Genomic DNA, 15,385 nt, shown 5'->3' with positions numbered 1-15,385 from the left:
GCCGGTCGCCTGGGGCGGGCCGGCGGGTGCCTCCGGCGGGAGTATTTGGACAGAGAAGAAGACGCGGGCGCGGTGCCCGCGAGGGCATCAGAGCGCGGGGCGGGTTTCCGGGCTCTGATACCAGCTGCCGCGGGCGGTTTCGAAGGCCATGGCGGCTTGGAACACCACCGCGTCGCGATAGCTGGGGCCGACGATCTGCAGGCCGGTGGGCACGCCGTTGGCGGCGACGCCCGAGGGCAGCTGCAGCACCGGGCAGCGGCTGAGCATGTTGAAGGGGGTGGTCAGCGCCCAGCCCAGTTCCGGCCGCACCGGAGTGCCGTCGATCTCCAGCCCGGTCATATCGTAATCGGCGGCCACCGCCGGAATCCCGGTGGTCGGGCAGATCAGCGCGTTGAACTGTTCCAGCAGCGGGCCGAGCTTGCGATAGGCGGCATTGGCGGTCTCCAGCGCGCTGAGGTAATCCGTCACCTGGCTCTGCTGCGCCTTGGCGGCGAAGTCGCGGCAATAGGGGGTCATGTCGCAGGCGTGTTCGGACAGGAGCTGTGCCATCGAGCCGCCGAAGAGATGGCTCAGGTAATCCCAGCAGGCCTGCTGCACCTCGGGGCCCCAGCCGATATCGATCTCCTCGACCTCGGCGCCGAGATCGCGGAAGATCCGGGCGGCGGCGCGGGTATTGGCGCGGACCTCCTCGGTCACCACATAGCTGCCCAGATCCATCGACAGCGCGATGCGCCAGCCTTTCAGATCGGGGTAGGCGGTGGGCAGCTCCAGCTTGGGATAGAGCGTGGCGATATCGCGGGGCGAGGGGCCGCACATCACGTTCTGCAGCAGGATGGTGTCCGCGACGCTGCGCGCCATCGGGCCGGTGTGGCAGAAGAAATCCAGATTGAAGGGCGGATCGTCGGGGTTGCGGCCATAGGGTGGCTTGTAGCCCACCAGCCCGCAGCAGGAGGCCGGGATGCGGATCGAGCCGCCGATGTCGGAGCCGGTCGCGAGTGTGGTCATGCCGGCGGCCAGTGCGGCGCCGGAGCCGCCGGAGGAGCCGCCGGGCGTCATCTCCGGGTTCCAGGGGTTGCGGGTGACGCCCCAGAGCCGGCTCCAGGTGACGCCGGCGCAGGAGAATTCCGGTGTTGCGGTGCGGGCGTGGATGATGCCGCCCTGGGCCATGATGCGCTCGTTGTTGACCGAGGTCTCCTCGGGCACGAAATCGCGGGTGATGAGCGAACCGAAGCTGGTGCGCTTGCCGGCGATATAGCTTTCGTCCTTGGCCGCCACCGTCAGCCCGTCGAGCGCGCCCAGCGGGGCGCCGCGTGCCCAGCGGTCGGCGGCGGCGCGGGCGGCGCTGCGGGCCTCGTCGAAATAACAGTCGGTCAGGGCGTTGACCGGGTCCTTCACCGCCTCGGCCCGGGCGATCTGCGCGTCGAGCAGCTCCAGCGGCGACAGGCTGCGGTCGGCGAAGCGGCGGAGCGCTTCGGTGGCGCTCATGTAGATCAGATCATCGCTCATGCCGGGGCCCCATATGCCGCGGCCACCGCTTTGACGGCGCGGAGCCAGTTTTGCATGTGACCCTCGGCGCTCAGGAAATCCGGCCAGCTTGACAGTTTCACCGCGACCAGGCCGATCTCGGGGTCGACATAGATATGCTGACCGAAGATGCCGAGGCTCAGATGCGCCGGGCGGCTGTCGTCCTCGATCCAGAACTGGTTGCGATAGCGGCCCCTGGGCAGCATGTCGCGGCCCTGGGCGTTGAACAGCCCGTGATCGCCGGCGCGGATGTCCTCGATCCAGGTGCGGGGCAGGATCTGGCGGCCGTCGCGTGCGCCGTCTTCCAGCAGCAGCCGGCCGAACCGGGCGAAATCGCGCAGCGTCGCGTTGAACCCGCCATCGGCCATGGCGAAGCCGGCACGATCGACGGTGAAGAAGCCGTCCTCTGCCGCGCCCATCGGCGCCCACAGGCGGTCCGACACCAGATCAGCGAGCCGCTGGCCGCTGACCCGTTCCATCAGCGCGCCGAGCAGGTCGGTCTCGATCGAGCGGTATTCGAACCGGCTGCCGTGCGGCGCCTCGGCCTCGGTGAGCGACAGGATCAGCTCCCAGATGCAGCCGGGCACCCGGTCGGGGTCCATGAAGGGGTAGATGGGTTTGATATTGGCAGCGACGTCGAGCAGGAAGACATGCGCGTCCTGATTGCCATAGCTTTCGTCGAAAGTCGTGCCGCTGGTCATGTCCAGCACCTGCTGCAGCGTGGCGCCGGCCCAGGCGGTGGCGGCGAGCTCGGGGACATAGTCGGTGACCGGCGCGGCGGGGTCCAGCTGCCCCTCGGCGATCAGGCTGCCGGCGACGGCGCCGACCACGCTCTTTGAGACCGAGAAGGCGATATGCGGGCGACGGCTGTCCATGCCGTTGCAGTAGGTTTCGGCGATCACCCGGCCGTCGAGCCAGATCAGCGCCGCATCGGTGTAGGTCTCCTCCAGCATCGCGCCCCAGTCGGAGCGGCGGCCGTCAAGGGTGTCATAGGGGATCCCGGCGATATCGCCCGGTGTGCCGGGCAGCGGCCAGACGGTCTCGCCCCGGCGGACCTCGACGGTGGGCACCATTTCGCGCATATGCTGGAACGCCCAGCGGTTCCAGGGCGGGCTGTCCCAGTCGTGCGGCGGCACCCGCCACTCCGGCGGCACCGGGTGGCCCTGCATGATCGGCGGGCGCGGGTCGGAATTGCGATAGCTGCGCATGGGGGCTTTCGGATCAGACTGTCGCCCGGGCCGGCCGGGCGGCCCCTCCCCGGGAGGGGAAGGGAAAGAGGGGGCACAATGCCCCCTCGGCTCTTATTTCTGCAGATCGGTCCAGATCCGGGTGTAGAGCTTCTGCACGTCCGGTTCGCAGGTCGGCAGGAACCGGCCCTTGTCCTTCAGCTCGGCCGGGATGTTGATCTCGCGGGCGGTTTTCATGTCCTCGGGCATGAAGGCTTCGGAGCCCTTGATGCCGTTGGCATAGCGGGCGAATTGCGAGATCAGCGCTGCGTTTTCCGGCTCCATGATGAAGTTCATGAATTTTTTCGCCGCTTCGGGGTTGGTGGCATCCTTCAGCATGGCGACCGAATCCATCCAGACGACGAAGCCTTCTTTCGGATAGCCGTAGTGGATCGCCGGGTTCTCCAGCCGCATGCGGAAGGTCGAGCCGTTCCAGTTGACGCCGGCCCAGAGGTCTTCCTTGGCGAATTTCTCGATGTTGCCGTAGTCCATGCCGAGCCAGCTCTTCTTGGCCTCGATCAGGCCGGCATGCACCTTTTTCAGGATTTCCTTGTCGCCGGTGCAGGGCTCGCCGCCGTAATACATCACCGCCAGGCCCATCACGTCGCCCATCTCCGGGACCACGTTGATCTTGCCTTTCAGCTCTTCCGGCGGATCGAGGAAGATGGCGGAGGTGTCGATGTCACCGTCATAGTACTTGGTGTTCACCACCACGCCGGTGGTGCCCCATTGCCACGGCACGGTATAGTGACGGCCCGGATCCCAGTCGACATCGACCCAGGCGGGGTCCATGTTCTTGAAGTTCTCCATCTGGTCGGGACGGGCCTCTTCCAGCAGGCCTTCCTTGATCCAGATCGGCACATAGGCGGCCGAGGGGACCACCAGGTCGAAGCCGTGGCCACCGGCCTTGACCTTGGCAAGCGCGGTGTCGTTGCTGTCGAAATCGGTGACGATGACCTTGATGCCGGTCTCTTTCTCGAATTTCTCCAGCAGCTCGGGGCTGGTGTAGTTGCCCCAGTTGTAAAGGTTCAGCTCTTCGGCCGAGGCGGCGGCAGCGGCGGTCATCGCAAGAACCGAGGCTGCGGCAAACAGACGTTTCATGACTTCATGTCTCCTTGTTGCGTTTCTTTTTTGTTTGACCCGGATTCTTGAATGTCCGGTTGGTCGGTTGAACTCAGATTATCAGCGCCGTTCCCGGCTGAGCCAGAAAAACAGCGACACCAGGATCGCACCGGCGGCGAGGATCACGGTGGAGATCGCATTGACCTCCGGGGTGACGACGCGGCGCAGCTGGCCCAGCATGTAGGTCGGGATGGTTTCCTGGCCGGCGGATTTGACGAATTCGGTAATCACCACGTCATCCATCGAAATGACGAAGGCGAGCATCATGCCGGCGATGATACCAGGCCACATCTGCGGCAGCGTCACCCGCATAAACACCTGCATCGGCGTCGCATAGAGATCGCGGGCGGCGGTCTCCAGCGTGTAGTCCATGGTCTCCAGCCGCGCGCGGATCGGCAGATAGGCGAAGGGCACGCAGAAGGCGGTATGGGCGGCGATCAGATAGATCATGCTGGTATAGCCGGTGGCGACCTTGATCCAGGCGAAGACGATCAACAGGGCCACCGCGGTGACGATCTCCGGCACCATCAGCGGTTGGTTGATCAGGGCATAGATCATCGTCTTGCCGGGGAACCGGCGGGTCCGGGTGGTGGCCAGCGCCGCCATGGTGGCGGCGACGGTGGCGACGCCGGCGGCGGAGAGCGCCAGATAAAGCGAACGGATCGCCGCGTCGATCACGGCGCTGTTCTGGGCCGCCTGGGCGTACCATTTCAGCGAGAATCCCTCCCAGATCGCCAGCGAGTTGCCGGCGTTGAAGGAATAGGCCACCAGGATCAGGATCGGCGCATAGAGCGCGAAGATGGTGAACAGGGCGATGACCGCGAAACCGGGCAGGGAGCGGACCGAATAGCCGCGCGAGCTGTGACGGGGCAGGGCGGTGTCAGACATCGGTTTTCTCCTCGCGCGAGGTGAGGCGCACATAGTAGATCAGCGCGACCATGACGATGGCCATCAGGGTGAAGGACAGGGCCGCCCCCAGCGGCCAGTTGCGGCCGGCGCCGAACTGCAGCTCGATCAGGTTGCCGAACATCAGGTTCTTGCCGCCGCCCAGCACCCGCGGCGTCACATAGGCGCCGAGACAGGGGATGAAGACCAGGATCGAGCCGGCGATGATGCCGGGCTTGATCATCGGCAGGATCACCCGGCGAAACGCGGTCCAGCGCCCGGCGTAGAGATCATGCGCCGCCTCGACCAGGCGGAAATCCAGCTTGTCGACCGCGGCATAGACCGGCAGCACCATCAGCGGCAGGTAGACATAGGTCATGCCGAAGCCGATGGCGAAATCGGTGAACATCATCTGGATCGGCTGATCGACGATATGCAGCGCCATCAGCAAGTTGTTGATCACGCCCTCGGCGCGGATCAGTTCCTGAATGGCGATGGTGCGCACCAGCAGGTTGGTCCAGAACGGCACCGTGACCAGGAACAGCCAGAATTCGCGCTTGCCCTTGGGGCGGGTGGCGACGAACCAGGCGGTCGGCACGCCGAAGATCAGCGTCAGCAGCGTGGTGACGATCGACAGTTTCACCGAGCGCCAGAAGATCGACAGATGGGCATCTGCCCAGATCAGCGTGTCGTCGAAGATATCGCGCTGCAGGATCACATTGACCCAGCCTTCGGTGGAGAAAATCCACTTGACGTTGCCGTAGTCGCCGGGCGTCAGGAAGGAATAGACCACCATGACCAGCAGCGGCGCGGCGGCGAAGAAGAGGATGATCAGGATTGCCGGTAGCGACAGCAGCCAGCGGGTCCGGTTATCGGTCTGTTCCAGCTCGCGTTCCAGTTCGCCGCGGATCAGACCGCCGGGCACCGGGGCATCGGCTGTTGCGGAGGCGGGGGCGGGGGTCTCGGGCATCTGGATCAGTCCTTCAGCACGGTGACGGCCCCGGGCGCGATGCTCAGCGCGGCGGCAGCCCCCTGTTCGATGCTGCGGCCATCCTCGCTCGGGGTGTTCGGCATCTTCGCCTTGAACAGCTCCCCGGTGGTCAGCCGCAGGTGAACCGTCGTCGCCTCGCCGGAATAGACCACAGTGTCGATGGTGGCGGCCAGTTCGCCCTCGGCGGCCTCGCCCATGCGGACCTGGCCGTGTTCGGGGCGGACCAGCACGCTGACGGCGCCATCGGCGACACCGGCGGGCGGGCTGGCCTGGAATCGGCCACCGGCCTTCAGTGTCACGGTATGGCCGTTCAGCGTCGCGTCGAGGAAGTTCGACTCGCCGATGAAGTTGGCGACGAAGCGTTCGGCGGGCCGTTCGTAGATGTCGCGCGGGCTGCCGACCTGCAGGATCTTGCCCGCGTTCATCACCGCGATGCGGTCGGACATGGTCAGCGCTTCTTCCTGATCGTGAGTCACGAAGATGAAGGTGATCCCGGTCTCATGCTGCAGCCGCTTCAGCTCGATCTGCATTTCCTTGCGCAGCTTGAGGTCCAGCGCGCTGAGCGGTTCGTCCAGCAGCAGCACTTCCGGCTTCGGGGCCAGCGCCCGGGCCAAAGCCACACGCTGCTGCTGCCCGCCGGAGATTTCCGAGGTGCGGCGCGCCTTCAGATGCTCCATCTGCACCAGTTTGAGCATGTCGTAGACGATCGTCTGGATCTCGCCCTTTGGCTTGCCCAGCATTTCCAGCCCGAAGGCGATGTTGTTGGCTACGCTCATATGCGGGAACAGCGCGTAGTTCTGGAACACCGTGTTGATCGGTCGCTTGTTCGGCGGCAGCCGCGAGATATCGCGCCCGCCCAGCCTGAGCGCGCCCATGGTCGGCGGTTCGAAACCGGCAATCACCCGCAGAAGCGTGGTCTTGCCGCAGCCCGAGGGGCCGAGCAGGGTGAAGAACTCGTTGCGCCGAATCGCGACAGAGACGTCGTCGAGTGCGCGAACCTCGTCCTCACCTTGGAAAATCTTTGAGATGCGGTCCACATCGACAGCGACATCGTCGGCGCTGTCGGTGCTGGGCATCGGCTGGGCTTGGTGCTGCATTGTTTTTCCCCGTCAGCCGTTTTGGTGGTTCGCTCCAGAACCACAGGTATTTTGATCAAACGCTACAGGGCGAGAGCGGTTTGGCAAGCCTGTTGTTGGGTCGCCCGCTGCGATGGGCGCAGTTTTCTGACCGGCGTTCAGTTTTTGATCATATGCGATAGGGGGGATGTAAGTTCTGAAAATCATGCACATATTGCCCTGAAATACAGTGAATGTGCATGGCTTTTCTTGACATTTGACGGGGGTCAACTTTTGATCAAGTTGATCGAGATGCGCCCTGTTCACGGCCGTATCTGACGTCAGGTGACCGCCGGAAGCGCCGGGAAATTATGCGCTCTCGCGGCCGGAAACAGGGAAGGAACCACATGCCGAACGCCAGCCTGATCATCGAGAACGCCAAGGTTTTGACCATGGATCCCGACGCCCCGCGCGCCGAGGCAGTGGCGGTCGCGGGCAATCGCCTGCTTGCCGTCGGCAGTGCCGCGGAGATCGTCACCCTGGCCGGGCCGGAGACCCGGCGCATCGACGCGAAGGGCGCCACGGTGCTGCCCGGGATGACCGAGGCGCATCTGCATATCTTCCCCGGCGCGGTGGGGCTGCGCCAGCTGCAGCTGGCCGGGGTGCAGGGGCTGGAGGCGCTGCGTGCGGCGCTCAGCCAATATGCCGACGACAACCCCGACGCGGCGCTGCTGATCTGCAAGGGGGCCGATTACAACCTGTTCGGCGCCGGGATCGCGACCACCCGGCAGCTTCTGGACCAGGCGCTGGCCGATCGGCCGGTGATTCTGATCTCGGGCGATCATCACACCGCCTGGGCCAATACCGCGGCGATGGAGATGGCGGGCATTCTTGAGGGCGCCGAAACCGTGATCGGCACCGAGGTGGTGATGGGCGAGGACGGCACCGCCACCGGCGAGCTGCGCGAATTCGACGCCTATATGCTGGTGATGCGCCATCGCAGCACTGGCGGGCGCGAAAACCTCGGGATGACCGGCAACGAACCGGATATCGAGGTCACGCCGGAGCAATGGGAGGAGGATCTGGAGACGATGCGCCGGGGGCTGACCTATTGCGCCTCCTTCGGGTTCACCTCGCTGCACAACATGGATGGCAATCTCTATCAGCTGAAGCTGCTGCGGGAACTGGAACAGCGCGGCGAGCTGATCTGCCGGATCGAGATTCCCTATCACATGAACCAGACGGCGCCGATTGACTCGATCGACATCGCCAGCCGCATGACGGCGGAGTTCAGCAGCGACAGGCTGCGCTCGGGCCGGGTGAAGATGTTCATGGACGGGGTGATCGACAGCGGCACCGCCGTGATGGTCGAGGATTACGCCGATCAGCCGGGCTGGAAGGGGGAGCCGCTGCATTCGGCGGAGCGGTTCGAGGCCATCTGCGTCGAGGCCGACAAGCGGGGGCTGCAGATCTCGGTCCATGCCATCGGCGACGGGGCGGTGCGTCGGGTGCTCGACGGCTATCAGGCCGCGCGTGAGGCCAATGGCGCCCGCGATTCCCGTCACCGTATCGAACATATCGAGGTGATCCATCCCGACGACATCCCGCGGGTGAAGGAACTGGGTGTGGTCTATTCGATGCAGCCGTCGCATCCGCCGGGGGCGCTGGATTTCCCGCTGACCCCCTGGACCCTCAAGGTGGGGGAGGCGCGCTGGCCCTATGCCTTCCCGGTGGCGGCGCTGCGCGATCTCGGCGTGCCGATCTGCTTCGCTTCCGACTGGCCGGTGGCCGACATCAACCCGATGCGCAGCGTCAAGGCGGCGATGACCCGCCAGCCGTATAAGGCGGGCGATCCCGACAACCGTATCGGGCTGCATGAGGCGCTGAGCTACTACACCGCGGGCGGCGCCTATGCCGGATTTGACGAGGATCGTCTGGGGAGCCTGAAACCGGGGCTGCTGGCCGACATCGTGGTGATGGACAGCGATCTGGAGGCGCTGGGTGCCGCGGCGGTGGATCGGGCCCGGGCGGCGATGACCATCTGTGACGGTCAGATCGTCTGGCAGGCCTCGGAGGGGTAAAATCCCCCTCGCCGTCGCGCCGGCTTCGCGGTAAGCAGGCGCGATGGAAAAACCTGCCGACTTCGAGATCTTTCTGGTGGCCCTGCCGGGGCTGGAACCCGCGCTTCTGGACGAGGCGCGGGCGCTGGGTTTTGCCGACGCCCGGCTGACGCCCGGCGGCGTGACCCTGCGGGGCGGCTGGGCGGAGGTCTGGCGCGCCAATCTGTGGCTGCGCGGGGCGACCCGGGTGGTGGTGCGGATGGGCGAATTCCGCGCCTTTCACCTGGCCCAACTGGACAAGCGGGCGCGCCGGTTTCCCTGGGGCCAGTTCCTGCGCTGGGATGTTCCGGTGCGGGTCGAGGCGACCTGCAAGGCGTCGAAGATCTATCACCACAAGGCGGCGGCGCAGCGGGTCGAAAAGGCGATTGCCGAGGAACTGGGCGCGCCGGTCTCGCCGGAGGCGGCGCTGCGGGTGATGCTGCGGATCGAGGACAACCTCTGTACGCTCAGCATCGACAGCAGCGGCGAGCCGCTGCACAAGCGCGGTCACAAGCAGGCGATGGGCAAGGCGCCGCTGCGCGAATCCATGGCGGCGCTGTTCCTGCGCAGCTGCGGCTATACCGGGGCGGAGGTGGTGGTCGATCCGATGTGCGGCTCCGGCACCTTCGTGATCGAGGCGGCCGAGATCGCCGCCGGTCTGGCCCCGGGACGGTCGCGCAGCTTCGCCTTCGAGACGCTGGCCGGGTTCGACGCCGCGGCCTGGGAGCGGATGCGGGCCGGCGCCGCGATGCCGGACCGCATTCCGGCGCAGCGGTTCCACGGATCGGACCGCGACGCCGGCGCGGTGCGGATGGCGGGCGAGAATGCTGCGCGCGCCGGCGTGGCCGAGTGGTGCAGTTTCACCCAGATGCCCTTCGCCGATCTGACCCCGCCGGAAGGCGCCCCCGGGCTGGTGATGATCAACCCGCCCTACGGGGCGCGGATCGGCAACAAGAAACTGCTCTACGGTCTTTACGGCGCCCTCGGGGGCGTTCTGCGCGAACGGTTCGCCGGCTGGCGCGTCGGTCTGGTCACCAGCGAGGGCGGGTTGGCCAAGGCCTGCAACCTGCCCTTCGATCCGCCGGGGCCGCCGGTGGCGCATGGCGGGCTGAAGGTGAAGCTCTATCGCTGTCAGCTTTCCTGAGCCGCCGGCCCGGTTGGCGGCCCAGGAAAACGGCTTGCGAGGCGGGCGCTTGCGGGGGGGATTATGGCGGGCTGGGGAATGGCGCTGCGCGCCATGCCTTCGGCGAGAGTATTTGGACAGAGAAGAAGGCGGCGCCGGCTGTCGATGTTGCGCCGCCCCCTCCCGTGGTCGGCTTGGGCGCGGCCCCGGGACAGGAGGCCGCGCCGGCGGTTACGCGGCCACCCGGCGGCGCGAGGCGACCGCCCCCGCCAGATCCTCCAGCACTGCGACGGTCTCGGACCAGCCAATGCAGCCGTCGGTGATGCTCTGCCCGTAGATGAGCGGCTGACCCGGCACCAGCTTCTGCGCACCGCCGACCAGATGGCTTTCGATCATCATGCCGCGCACCGGGCAATCGCCGGTGCGCAGCTGGTCGGCCACATCGGCGACCACCGCGGGCTGGCGCGCCGGGTCCTTGCCGCTGTTGGCATGGCTGGCGTCGATGACGATCCGCGGATCGACCCCGGCGCGGGCCGCAGCCTCGGCGACGGCGGCGACAGAGGCGGCATCGTAATTGGTGCCGTTGCCGCCGCGCAGAATCACATGGCAATCGTCATTGCCGGTGGTCTGGGCGATGGCGGCGCGGCCGTCCTTGGTCACCGCAGGGAAGTGATGCGGCTGGCTGGCGGACTGGATCGCGTCGAGCGCGATCTTGACGCCGCCGTCGGTGCCGTTCTTGAAGCCCACCGGGCAGGACAGGCCGGACGCGAGCTGGCGGTGAATCTGGCTTTCAGTGGTGCGCGCGCCGATGGCGCCCCAGGTGATCAGGTCGGAGAAATACTGCGGCGTGATCGGGTCGAGGAACTCGGTCCCCGCCGGCAGCCCCATGCGGTTGATGTCCAGGAGCAGTTCGCGCGCGATCCGCAGCCCGTCATCGATCCGGCAGCTGCCGTCCAGATGCGGATCGTTGATCAGCCCCTTCCAGCCGACAGTGGTGCGCGGTTTCTCGAAATAGACCCGCATGACGATTTCCAGCCGGTCGGACAGTTGCCGCCGCAGCCCGGCCAGGCGGGTGGCGTAATCGCGCGCCGCCGCCGGATCGTGGATCGAGCAGGGCCCGATCATCACCAGCAGCCGGTCGTCGCTGCGGTCGAAGATCGCCCGGATCGCATCGCGGCCGCGGGTCACCGTCTCGGTCACTGCCGCGTCGCGGGGCAGGGCGCGGATCAGATCCTGTGGGGTGGGCAGCGGCCGAATATCGGCGATGCGCAGGTCTTCGGTCTGGGTCAACATGGGTCTTGGTGTCCTCTGCGTTTGGTCTTGAGAGGGCCTGACCGGGGGGTGGAAAACACGAAAGCCGCCGGTCGGACCAGCGGCTCTTGGGAAATCGGTGTGTTGCCTTTGTCGTTGCTACACAGCCACCCAGCTCCGCTGAAGAGAGCGGAACCAATAAAAATAGGTGGCAAAGGGGCAAGCATTCGACATGCGAAACCGGATAGGCGATTTCCGCGCCGCTGTCACCCCTGAAATTTCCAGGCGCCGGTCGGGTTGGCGCGGGGGCGGGGGAAACGGACTTGCTATTTCTCAAGAATCAATCATATGATTGATTTATGGACACCACGCATTCCCCCGAGACCCCGCATGCCTATCTGCGCAAGGCGGCGCGGCGCGAGATGATCGCCGAGGCGGCCCGCCGGATCATTGCCGAGAAGGGGGTGGAGGGGCTGCGCACCCGCGATGTGGCAGAGCGGGCGGCGATCAATATCTCCACCCTGCATTTCCACGTGAAATCCAAGGCGGCGCTGATCGCGCTGGTGGCAGAGACCAGCCGCGATGCCTTTCTCGCCCTGCTGCCGCCCGATCCCGATCCGGCCGGCGACCCGCGCGCCCAGCTGCGGGCGGAGGCGCAGGTCTATCACGACAGCCTGCGCGACCGGCCCGATCTGTCCGTCTGCTTCGCCCGGCTGGCGCTGGCGGCGCCGGACAATCCGGCGGTGGCGGCGATGATCGCCGAGTTCACCGGCCAATGGGCCGACCGGTTCCGCCAGATCCTGGCCAAGGGGCGCGATCGGGGGATTTTCCGCGCCGATATGGACCCCCTTGCCGCGGCGCTGATGCTGAGCGGCGCCCTGACCGCCTTTGGCCGCAGCGCGACGCCGGTGCTGCGCTTTTACTGGCCGGTGTTCGACGAGGCGGAGCGCGGGCTGCTGGCGCCGGGGCAGGGCGGGGGCGACACAACGGAACCGCGCGGCTGACCCGGCGCGGAGGACTGAGGAGAGAGGGATGAAATTCTCGCAGCTTTCGGAACGGCAGATCCTCAAGGCGCAGGCCGAGGGGCAGCTCGACAACCTCAAGGGGGCCGGCAAGCCTCTGCCGCCGGTGGGCGGCGGCGATTATGCCGAGGCGGCGGGCTTTCGCATCATGGCGGAGGCCGGCGCCCTGCCGAAGGAGGTGGAACTGCGCAAGGCCATCGAGACGCAGGCGCGGGTGTTGCGCGACACCACCGACCCGGTGGCCCGCAAGGAAGAGATGCGCAAATTCGCCGAGCTGAGCCAGGCGCTGGCGATCCAGGAGGAAGCTCGGCGCAAGTACTACGGCGGATGAGGAGCGGATCCGCGCCCGGGTCCAGTGATCCGGCGGGTGTGGGGAAGACCTGTCCTGCGGTGTGCCCCCGGTTCGCGCCCGGGCGCCGGGCGCGCGCCTCAGGTCTTGCCATGACCCGCCGGACCCGATGGGGGTGGTGGGGCTCTGGGGCCTAGGCCCCCTCGCGCAGGCAGATCAGCGTCTGCATCCCCGTCGCCACATGTTTGCGGGCTTCTCCGGTCACCCCCCAGACGTCGAGTTGGCAGACCGTCAGCGTGCGGCCCGGTTTGATCACCCGGCCGGTCGCCTCCAGCCGGTCGCCCTGCGCCGGGTTGATCAGGTTCAGCTTGAATTCCACTGTCAGCACCTGGGCGTCGTCGGGAAACAGGGTGAAGCCGGCGAAGCCACCGGCGGTGTCCGCGATCGCGGCGCTGCCGCCGGCGTGGAAATAACCGTGCTGCTGGGTCAGCTCCGGGCGGAACGGCATCGACAGCGTGACCAGCCCGGCCCGCATCTCGGTGATTTCCGCGCCCAGATGCGCCATCAGCCCCTGTCTGGCATAGCTTTCCTGCATCCGCGCCAGCACACGCGGGTCCAGCTCTTCGCCGATCTGCATCGGATGTCCTCCTCTTCCTCGGATCGAGGATAGGCGGCATCGGCGCCGGCGGACAGCCCCCGCGACGGGCTGTGACGCAAGGTGCATTGACAGTTCGGTGGTCCGGGTGCAGGGTCGGCGCACTCACCCGGGGGGTCCCGACAAGGGGCTGAGATACTGATGGCCGGCCGCAAGGCCCGTGCAGCGCAGTGACCCGATGAACCTGATCCAGTTCACACTGGCGTAGGGATGGTGCACCGGCTGCATGGGCATTCTGCCCGATACGTGTCTCAGGCGTATTCCGTGCGGGCCAACCTCCATTCGACGCGGAACTGGGTCTCCAACGCTTTGAGCTATGGAGGCTCCGACCGATGAAAGACCTCTCTCCCACCGTCACAACGGGCCCGCTGCCCGCGTCGCGCCGCGTCTGGCATGCCGGCGAATTGCACCCGCAGATCCGCGTCCCCATGCGCGAGATCGATCTGCACCCCTCGGCGGGTGAACCGCCTGTCACCGTCTATGACAGCTCCGGCCCCTATACTGATCCGGACGCCGAGATCGCCATCGATCAGGGCCTGCCGCGGCTGCGCGAAGGCTGGATCACCGGGCGCGGCGATGTCGAACGCTACGACGGGCGGCATGTGAAGCCCGAGGACAACGGCTTTGCCGAAGGCGCGCGGCTGACGCCGGAATTCCCGGTGCGCCACCAGCCGCTGCGCGGCCGGGCTGGCAAGGCGGTGACCCAGATCGCCTATGCCCGCGCCGGCATCGTCACGCCGGAGATGGAATTCGTGGCGATCCGCGAGAACCTCGGCCGCAAGGCCGCCAAGGAGGCGTTGCTGCGCGACGGCGAGAGCTTCGGTGCCGAGATCCCGGATTTCATCACCCCGGAATTCGTCCGGGACGAGGTGGCGCGGGGCCGGGCGATCATCCCGTCGAACATCAACCACCCGGAGGCCGAGCCGATGGCCATCGGCCGCAACTTCCTGGTCAAGATCAACGCCAATATCGGCAACTCCGCTGTCACCTCCTCGATGGCGGAGGAAGTGGAGAAGATGGTCTGGGCCACCCGCTGGGGCGCCGATACGGTGATGGACCTGTCGACGGGCCGCAACATCCACAACATCCGCGACTGGATCATCCGCAACTCCCCGGTGCCGATCGGCACCGTGCCGCTCTATCAAGCCTTGGAAAAGGTCGGCGGCATCGCCGAGGACCTGAGCTGGGAAGTGTTCCGCGACACGCTGATCGAGCAGGCGGAGCAGGGGGTGGACTATTTCACCATCCATGCCGGCGTCCGGCTGCACATGATCCCGATGACCGTGAACCGGGTGACGGGGATCGTCAGCCGCGGCGGCTCGATCATGGCGAAATGGTGCCTGCATCACCACCGCGAAAGCTTCCTCTACGAGCATTTCGACGAAATCTGCGATATCGCAAGAGCTTATGACGTGTCCTTCAGTCTTGGCGACGGGCTGCGCCCGGGCTCCATCGCCGATGCCAACGATGAGGCGCAATTCGCCGAGCTGGAGACATTGGGCGAGCTGACCCAGATCGCCTGGGCCAAGGACTGCCAGGTGATGATCGAGGGCCCCGGCCATGTGCCGATGCACAAGATCAAACAGAACATGGACAAGCAGCTGCGCGAATGCGGCGAGGCGCCGTTCTACACGCTGGGGCCGCTCACCACCGATATCGCGCCGGGTTACGACCATATCACCTCCGGCATCGGGGCGGCGATGATCGGCTGGTATGGCTGCGCCATGCTCTGCTACGTCACGCCGAAGGAACATCTGGGCCTGCCCGACCGCGACGATGTGAAGGTGGGGGTGATCACCTACAAGATCGCCGCCCATGCCGCCGATCTGGCCAAGGGGCATCCGGCGGCGCAGATCCGCGACGACGCGCTGAGCCGGGCACGGTTCGAGTTCCGCTGGGAAGATCAGTTCAACCTGTCGCTGGATCCCGATACCGCGCGGGATTTCCACGATGAGACCTTGCCGAAGGAGGCCCACAAGGTGGCGCATTTCTGCTCCATGTGCGGGCCAAAGTTCTGCTCGATGCGGATCAGCCACGACATCCGGGCCGAGGCGCAGAAGGAAGGCATGGCGAAGATGGCCGAGAAATTCCGCGCCGGCGGAGAGCTCTACATGCCGCTGGAGGACAAGCAATGAGTTACAAG

General features: G+C 66.3%; 13 protein-coding genes and 1 riboswitch. Of the genes, 5 read left to right on the top strand and 8 right to left on the bottom strand.

Translation table 11 applies throughout. The features are described from left to right. Window positions 1-87: 87 nt before the first annotated feature. The 6 genes from QO033_RS18525 to QO033_RS18500 all read right to left on the bottom strand — a co-directional run bounded on the left by QO033_RS18525 (window position 88) and on the right by QO033_RS18500 (window position 6,845). Window positions 88-1,506 (bottom strand): amidase, encoded by a 1,419-nt coding sequence (locus QO033_RS18525; RefSeq protein WP_284482455.1) that lies wholly within the window; start codon window positions 1,504-1,506, stop codon window positions 88-90. After that, entirely contained in the window at window positions 1,503-2,732 is a 1,230-nt protein-coding gene (locus tag QO033_RS18520) for a serine hydrolase domain-containing protein (protein WP_284482454.1), read from the bottom strand. The genes QO033_RS18525 and QO033_RS18520 overlap by 4 nt, the downstream gene beginning before the upstream one ends. Before the next feature lie 93 nt (window positions 2,733-2,825). After that, on the bottom strand, window positions 2,826-3,851 hold the full coding sequence (locus QO033_RS18515) for an ABC transporter substrate-binding protein (protein ID WP_284482453.1): 1,026 nt from the start codon (window positions 3,849-3,851) through the stop codon (window positions 2,826-2,828). 81 nt (window positions 3,852-3,932) lie between these two features. Next, window positions 3,933-4,760 (bottom strand): ABC transporter permease, encoded by an 828-nt coding sequence (locus tag QO033_RS18510; RefSeq protein WP_284482452.1) that lies wholly within the window; start codon window positions 4,758-4,760, stop codon window positions 3,933-3,935. Beyond that, complete coding sequence (locus QO033_RS18505; protein ID WP_284482451.1) at window positions 4,753-5,727, bottom strand: ABC transporter permease; 975 nt, start codon at window positions 5,725-5,727, stop codon at window positions 4,753-4,755. Before QO033_RS18505 ends, QO033_RS18510 begins: the two co-directional genes overlap by 8 nt. Window positions 5,728-5,732: 5 nt before the next feature. Next, on the bottom strand, window positions 5,733-6,845 hold the full coding sequence (locus QO033_RS18500) for an ABC transporter ATP-binding protein (protein ID WP_284482450.1): 1,113 nt from the start codon (window positions 6,843-6,845) through the stop codon (window positions 5,733-5,735). A 365-nt stretch (window positions 6,846-7,210) separates the two neighbouring features. Here QO033_RS18500 and QO033_RS18495 point away from each other — a divergent pair, with 365 nt between their 5' ends. Then, window positions 7,211-8,884: an amidohydrolase gene (locus tag QO033_RS18495; RefSeq protein ID WP_284482449.1), complete on the top strand. Its 1,674-nt coding sequence runs from the start codon at window positions 7,211-7,213 to the stop codon at window positions 8,882-8,884. Window positions 8,885-8,927: 43 nt separating this feature from the next. Further along, entirely contained in the window at window positions 8,928-10,046 is a 1,119-nt protein-coding gene (locus QO033_RS18490) for a THUMP domain-containing class I SAM-dependent RNA methyltransferase (RefSeq protein WP_284482448.1), read from the top strand. A gap of 210 nt (window positions 10,047-10,256) precedes the next feature. On the opposite strand, the gene QO033_RS18485 is transcribed toward QO033_RS18490, so the two are convergent. After that, window positions 10,257-11,318: a 3-deoxy-7-phosphoheptulonate synthase gene (locus QO033_RS18485; RefSeq protein ID WP_284482447.1), complete on the bottom strand. Its 1,062-nt coding sequence runs from the start codon at window positions 11,316-11,318 to the stop codon at window positions 10,257-10,259. Between the two features lie 317 nt (window positions 11,319-11,635). On the opposite strand from QO033_RS18485, the gene QO033_RS18480 reads away from it, so the two are divergent. Both QO033_RS18480 and QO033_RS18475 read left to right on the top strand, forming a co-directional pair. Next, entirely contained in the window at window positions 11,636-12,280 is a 645-nt protein-coding gene (locus tag QO033_RS18480; protein WP_284482446.1) for a TetR/AcrR family transcriptional regulator, read from the top strand. Between the two features lie 28 nt (window positions 12,281-12,308). Then, window positions 12,309-12,629 (top strand): DnaJ family domain-containing protein, encoded by a 321-nt coding sequence (locus tag QO033_RS18475; RefSeq protein WP_284482445.1) that lies wholly within the window; start codon window positions 12,309-12,311, stop codon window positions 12,627-12,629. A gap of 151 nt (window positions 12,630-12,780) precedes the next feature. On the opposite strand, the gene QO033_RS18470 is transcribed toward QO033_RS18475, so the two are convergent. After that, the gene (locus QO033_RS18470) at window positions 12,781-13,224 is read right to left on the bottom strand and encodes a PaaI family thioesterase (protein ID WP_284482444.1); all 444 of its coding nucleotides are present in this window, start codon (window positions 13,222-13,224) and stop codon (window positions 12,781-12,783) included. Between the two features lie 118 nt (window positions 13,225-13,342). Further along, window positions 13,343-13,471, top strand: a riboswitch (TPP riboswitch). 103 nt (window positions 13,472-13,574) lie between these two features. On the opposite strand from QO033_RS18470, the gene thiC reads away from it, so the two are divergent. Next, on the top strand, window positions 13,575-15,377 hold the full coding sequence (thiC, locus tag QO033_RS18465) for a phosphomethylpyrimidine synthase ThiC (RefSeq protein WP_284482443.1): 1,803 nt from the start codon (window positions 13,575-13,577) through the stop codon (window positions 15,375-15,377). Window positions 15,378-15,385: the final 8 nt, after the last annotated feature.

Origin of the sequence: Pseudodonghicola flavimaris (assembly GCF_030164425.1) — a bacterium.
GTDB lineage: Bacteria > Pseudomonadota > Alphaproteobacteria > Rhodobacterales > Rhodobacteraceae > Pseudodonghicola > Pseudodonghicola flavimaris.
This window is presented reverse-complemented; position numbering and strand designations above follow the sequence as displayed.

What these genes read in the sequence shown, in the direction of transcription:
- QO033_RS18470 (WP_284482444.1), bottom strand. Translation starts at nt 13,224, where the DNA reads ATGCAGATCGGCGAAGAGCTGGACCCGCGTGTGCTGGCGCGGATGCAG.
- QO033_RS18515 (WP_284482453.1), bottom strand. Translation starts at nt 3,851, where the DNA reads ATGAAACGTCTGTTTGCCGCAGCCTCGGTTCTTGCGATGACCGCCGCT.
- QO033_RS18475 (WP_284482445.1), top strand. Translation starts at nt 12,309, where the DNA reads ATGAAATTCTCGCAGCTTTCGGAACGGCAGATCCTCAAGGCGCAGGCC.
- QO033_RS18505 (WP_284482451.1), bottom strand. Translation starts at nt 5,727, where the DNA reads ATGCCCGAGACCCCCGCCCCCGCCTCCGCAACAGCCGATGCCCCGGTG.
- QO033_RS18500 (WP_284482450.1), bottom strand. Translation starts at nt 6,845, where the DNA reads ATGCAGCACCAAGCCCAGCCGATGCCCAGCACCGACAGCGCCGACGAT.
- QO033_RS18495 (WP_284482449.1), top strand. Translation starts at nt 7,211, where the DNA reads ATGCCGAACGCCAGCCTGATCATCGAGAACGCCAAGGTTTTGACCATG.
- QO033_RS18525 (WP_284482455.1), bottom strand. Translation starts at nt 1,506, where the DNA reads ATGAGCGATGATCTGATCTACATGAGCGCCACCGAAGCGCTCCGCCGC.
- QO033_RS18485 (WP_284482447.1), bottom strand. Translation starts at nt 11,318, where the DNA reads ATGTTGACCCAGACCGAAGACCTGCGCATCGCCGATATTCGGCCGCTG.
- QO033_RS18490 (WP_284482448.1), top strand. Translation starts at nt 8,928, where the DNA reads ATGGAAAAACCTGCCGACTTCGAGATCTTTCTGGTGGCCCTGCCGGGG.
- QO033_RS18520 (WP_284482454.1), bottom strand. Translation starts at nt 2,732, where the DNA reads ATGCGCAGCTATCGCAATTCCGACCCGCGCCCGCCGATCATGCAGGGC.
- QO033_RS18510 (WP_284482452.1), bottom strand. Translation starts at nt 4,760, where the DNA reads ATGTCTGACACCGCCCTGCCCCGTCACAGCTCGCGCGGCTATTCGGTC.
- thiC (WP_284482443.1), top strand. Translation starts at nt 13,575, where the DNA reads ATGAAAGACCTCTCTCCCACCGTCACAACGGGCCCGCTGCCCGCGTCG.
- QO033_RS18480 (WP_284482446.1), top strand. Translation starts at nt 11,636, where the DNA reads ATGGACACCACGCATTCCCCCGAGACCCCGCATGCCTATCTGCGCAAG.